The sequence below is a fragment of the Cellulomonas citrea genome (assembly GCF_009829685.1).
Taxonomy (GTDB): domain Bacteria; phylum Actinomycetota; class Actinomycetes; order Actinomycetales; family Cellulomonadaceae; genus Cellulomonas; species Cellulomonas citrea.
On record NZ_VWSD01000177.1, the window covers coordinates 1 to 5414 of the forward strand.

Below are 5414 nucleotides of genomic sequence, written 5' to 3' on the forward strand. Positions count from 1 at the left end.
CGCGCCGCGACCGCAGCCGCAGTGCGCCGACCCCGAGCACCAGGCACGCGAGGCCCAGCACCAGCAGCGGCAGCACGTCCGCACCGGTCGCGGCGAGGCTGGCCGCACCGGTCGGGGCGTCCGCCGCGTAGGTGACGGGCATGGACAACGTGTGCTCCGCACCCTGCGGGTCCACCCCGTACGCCACGAGGGTGTGCGCACCGGCCTCCAGACCGTTCGGCAGCGTGACCGGGGCGGAGAACGTCCCGTCGGCACCGACCAGCACCTCGGCCAGCAGCACCGGGGTGGAGTAGACGACCACCCGTGCGGTCGAGTACGGCGCGAACCCGGAGCCCACCACCGTGATCTGCTGGGCCGGGGCCACCTGGCTCAGCACACCCTGCGTGGTCGTGAGGACGACGGAGGCGTCGGCCGGCGGAGCCGACGGGATCTCCGGCGCCACGGCCGCCACCGGCTGCGACGGTGCCGAGGCCGGCGAGTCGCCCCAGATGCTGTGCACGACGACCGTGTAGGTGGTGCTGGTCCCGGCAGCGGCACCGACGATGCACGAGGTTGCGGTGGCCGACGACGTGGTGCACGTGGCGTCACCCGGGTGGGCGGTCACGGTGTACCCCGTCACGCCGGGCGCGGTCGAGGCGACCCAGGAGATCGTCGCCGACGACGTCCCGTTGACCACGGTCGGCGCGGCCACCGCCGCCGGCGGCGGGGCGATGGGCCGGGTCGAGACGGCCGACGAGGCAGCCCCTCCGCCGGCCTCGTTGAACGCCCGCACCTTGACCGAGTAGGTCTGGCCGTTGGTCAGCCCCGTGACGGTGGCGGTGCGCGTCGAGCCGGAGGCGGTCGTCGTCACCGTCGTCCACGTCTGGCCGCCGTCGGTCGACACCTGGTAGCCGTCGACCGGCGCACCCCCGGTGAAGGTCGGCGGGGTGAACGTCACCGTCGCCGCACCGTCGCCGGGCGTCGCCGTGACCCCCGTGGGGGCGCCGGGCGCGGCCAGGTCCACGGTGCCGGTGAACGACACCTGCGCCGAGCTGCCGTCGACGTTGGTCGCCGTCACGGTGAAGCTGTAGCCGCCGGCCGTCGTCGGGGTGCCGGAGACGACACCCGTCGCACCGTCCAGGCTGAGCCCGGCCGGGAGCGCGCCGCTGGTCACGGCGAACGTCGGGGCCGGGTAGCCGTCGGCTGTCACCGTCATGCTCAGCGCGGTGCCGGCGACCGCGTCCGGCATGGTGCCCGAGGCGGTGGTCGTCGCCGCGGAGACGGCACCCGTGAGGTGCACGCTCGCATGGGTGGCGTCGGTGTTGGTGGCCGTGACGGTGACGTCGTACGGACCCGCGGCGGTCGGGGTGCCGGAGATGACGCCGGTGACGGCGTCGAGCGACAGCCCGGCCGGGAGCGCGCCGGCCGTCACCGAGAACGTCGGGGTCGGGTAGCCGTCGGCGGTCAGGGTGGTGGACAGGGGCGTGCCGACCGTGGCTGCCGGGATGGTGCCGGTGAGCGAGGTCGTGGCGGCCTGCACCGAGCCGACGAACGCGGCCGTGTCGTGCCCGTAGGTGTTGGTGGCCGTGACCGAGAAGGAGTACGGCCCCGCGGCCGTCGGGGTGCCGGTGATCTGCCCGGTGCTCGTGTCCAGGCTCAGCCCGGCCGGCAACGACCCCGCGGAGACCGCGAAGGTCGGGACCGGGTCACCGTCGGCGGTCAACGACACGGAGGCGGCGGTGCCGGTGCGCAGGACGGGCATCGTGCCGCTGACCTGGGTCGTCGGCGTCAGGACCGTACCGCTCAGGTGCGTGACGGCCGACCCGTGCGCGTTGCTCGCAGTGATCGTGACGCTGTACGCGCCGGCGGCCGTCGGGGTGCCGGTGATCTGCCCGGTGCTCGCGTCCAGGCTCAGCCCGGCCGGCAGCGACCCGGCTGTCACCGAGAAGGTCGGGGCCGGGTAGCCGTCGGCGGTGAGCGTCGTCGTCGACATCTCGGTGCCCGTGACCAGGGTGGGGAGCGTGCCGCTCACGGCCGTCGGCGGGGCGGGCGAGAACTGCGGGGTCACGGTGGCCGAGGCGTCCGAGGCGGGCGACGAGCCGGCGACGTTGCGGGCCACCACGGTGAACGTGTAGCCGGTGCCGTTCGTCAGCCCGGTCACGACGCACGGGCTGGAGGCGCAGGTGGCGCTCTGCCCGCCGGAGGAGGTGACGACGTAGTCGACGACCGCCGAACCGCCGTCGCTGCTGGGTGCGGTGAACGAGACCGTCGCCTGCGCGTCGCCGGCCTGCGCGGTCACGGTCTGCGGTGCGGACGGCACGTCGAAGATCGCCAGGGACACCGTGGAGCTCGGGATCGTGAAGCTCCCGCCGGTGGCCTGGTCGCCGTACTCGACGACGTAGCCGCTCGCCTGGGCGCTCGCCGAGTCCGGCAGGTCGTTCCAGAACCCGTCGTAGCCGCCCCAGTTGGTGACGGCGACGTTCTCGCTGCCCTGGGAGTTGTTGGGCTCGAACCAGCAGGGGTAGGCATCCCACGTGATCGGGTCCATGCACTCCTGCGGACCCTTCCAGTGCTGGTAGGACAGGTCTGCACCGGCCACGAACCCGCAGCTGGCGTCACCTTCCCAGGTGTTGCACAAGGTGAACGACTTGTTCGCCAGCGGCCCGTCGACCCACACCCAGGTCCGGTAGATGCCATCGCCGTTCGTGTCGTCCGGGTCGTCGATCGAGCGAGCGCCGATCCAGACGTTCTCCGCGCCCGGGATCTTGCTCGTGATGAGCTGGTTGACGTCGTCGTTCGGGATGGTCGCGAGGTAGCCGTTCTGCCCGGCGAACGTCGAGGTGGCCGCCGCTGCGCGCGCCTGGGACCAGCTCAGGTAGCTCGTCGGCGTGGGCGAGTTCGGGAAGAACTGGTAGTAGTGGCCGTTGGTCGGCGAGTAGACGACCGGCTCCGCGCCCTGCGACGCCTCGTACGCGGAGAGCGTGATCGCGGCGTGCTGCCCGCTGGTGCCGGCGGGGAGCACCAGGTCGACCGCGCCCAGGGCGGCGTCGACCTGGGCGGGAGTGCCCGTCACCGTGACGGCTGAGTCGCCCGACCAGCTGTTGCCGTAGGCCAGGGTCGCGCTCGTGGTGTCGTGGAACGTGAGCGTGCCCACCGAGGTCGACAGGGTCGCGGACACCGACGTCCCGCCGGTGACGGCAAGCCCCGTGAGCGCGGTGGCCGTCCCGGCTGCGGCGCCCGTGCGTGACGTGCCCGTCACGGTGAGCTCCTGGACGGCCGAGGCTGGTCCGGCGACCGTCGTGAGCAGGGGCGTCAGGGCGAGGGCCCCGACGAGCGCTGCCGCGAGCCGCGGCGCGCGACGGCCGGCCCGGTGGGCCGGGTGGTGGCGGTGTCTCATCTCGTCCTTCGCTTCCCGGTGCAGCCCCGGCCTGGCGGACGAGGGCTCTCTCGGCCGCCCATCGGTCGCTGGGACGCGGATCTGAGACGACAGTGCGGCGACGAGGTCACACCGGGCGCTGGCGGCCCTCGGGGCGGCTCGAGCCCCTGGCACCCGGCCCCGCGACGGTGCGGCCGGCCCTCAGACCGGTCGGTGGATCCGCACCATGGGGCAGACGAACGGGTCGCGGGCGGCCAGCCCCACCCGGTTGAGGTAGCGCACGACGATCCGGTACGACTCGACGAGCCCGGTCTCGGTGTACGGCACACCGAGGGCCGCGCAGTGCTCCCGCACGATGGCCCGGGCGCGCGCCAGGTGCGGACGCGGCATGGACGGGAACAGGTGGTGCTCGATCTGGTGGTTGAGCCCGCCCATGGCGAACCGCATCGCGATCCCGCCGCGGATGTTGCGGCTGGTGAGCACCTGCTTGGACAGGAAGTCGAGCTTGGCGTGCCCGTCCACGATCGGCATGCCCTTGTGGTTGGGCGCGAACGAGGCACCCATGTAGACGCCGAACACCGCGAGCTGCACGCCCAGGAACGCCGCCGCCATGCCCGGCGGCAGCACCCACACCACCGCGACGACGTAGGCGACGAGCCGGGCCGCCAGCATCGACAGCTCGAGCGTGCGGGTGCGCCCACGCGGAGCCGACCACAGCGACCTGATCGACCGCTGGTGCAGGTTGAGCCCCTCGAGCGTGAGCAGCGGGAAGAAGGCGTAGCCCTGCACCTTGGTGAGCGCCTTGAGCGGCCCGCGGGCCTGCACGGCGTCCTCCTCGACGAAGGAGATCGTGTCCTTGTCGATGTCGGGGTCGCGGCCGATCTGGTTCGGGTTGGCGTGGTGGCGGCTGTGCTTGGACATCCACCACGTGTGGCTGATGCCGACGACGCCGTTGGCCAGGATGCGGCCGAGCCGGTCGTTGGCCCGGCCCGAGGTGAACACCTGGCGGTGCGAGGCCTCGTGCGCGACGAACGCCACCTGGGTGAGCAGCACGCCGAGCAGCGCGGCGACCACGAGCTGCCACCACGAGTGTCCGAGCAGCACGAACGCGGTGACCAGCCCGGCCAGCGCGAGCCCCAGCCAGACGAGCAGCCGCAGGTAGAACCCGACCGTGCGGTGCAGCAGCCCGGCCTCGCGCACGGCCGCCGACAGCGCGGTGTACGAGCGGGCCATCGCGGCCGGACGCGGTGCGACCGCGGGGGTGGGGGTCATCGGGACCGTCATGCGCGCGTTCCTCGCCTCGGGGGTCGACTTCCCAGCCGGGGTGAGCCTGGGCTCGCGTGCGGATCCCTCCACAGTACGCGCTCGCTGGGACCAAAGTCCTGGGGTGGCGGTGACCGGCGCCGCCGCGCACCCCCAGAGGCGTCAGCGGGCCGCCTGACCACCCGCACCGGGCCGGTGACGTCGCAGGCACCTCGCCGACAAGGGAGGATGCAACGGTGACCACCGACTCCGACCAGACCGTCCGACGGCTGCGCTGTGCCCTGTTCGTCGACTTCGACAACGTGTACATCGGCCTGCAGCGCCTCGACCCGGTCGCGGCGGAGGCGTTCGCCAGCTCCCCCGGGCACTGGCTCGCCGGGCTCGAGCTCGGTGAGGACGAGGACGGCGAGATCTCCCGCCGCTTCCTGGTGCGCGCCTGCTACCTCAACCCCTCGGCCTTCTCCCAGTTCCGGCCCAACTTCACGCGCGCCGGCTTCAGCGTCATCGACTGCCCGTCCCTCACCCAGCAGGGCAAGTCCAGCGCCGACATCAACCTCGTGCTCGACGCCGTCGACGCGCTGGCCGCCCCCACCCGGTACGACGAGTTCGTCATCGTCTCGGCCGACGCCGACTTCACCCCGCTCGCACTGCGCGCCCGGGCCGCCGACCGCCGCGTCACGATCGTCACCGCCGGCCCGGCCGCGAGCGCCTACCGGGCCGTCGCCGACCAGGTGGTCACCGCGGACGAGCTCGTCGAGCTGGTCACGCTGCCCGTCGTCGCCGCACCCGTCGTCCC

The 5414-nt window shown here is 73.2% G+C and carries 3 protein-coding genes; 1 reads left to right on the forward strand and 2 read right to left on the reverse strand.

What is annotated here, in order from left to right; all coding sequences use genetic code 11:
- The coding region (locus F2B26_RS14270; RefSeq protein WP_159810497.1) for a putative Ig domain-containing protein at window positions 1–3376 on the reverse strand (3376 nt) is incomplete at its 3' end.
- Window positions 3377–3556: 180 nt separating this feature from the next.
- On the reverse strand, window positions 3557–4639 hold the full coding sequence (locus tag F2B26_RS14275) for a fatty acid desaturase family protein (protein WP_235929690.1): 1083 nt from the start codon (window positions 4637–4639) through the stop codon (window positions 3557–3559).
- A 215-nt stretch (window positions 4640–4854) separates the two neighbouring features.
- On the opposite strand from F2B26_RS14275, the gene F2B26_RS14280 reads away from it, so the two are divergent.
- Window positions 4855–5414, forward strand: a 560-nt coding sequence (locus tag F2B26_RS14280) for an NYN domain-containing protein (RefSeq protein WP_159810499.1), incomplete at its 3' end; no start/stop codon positions are given.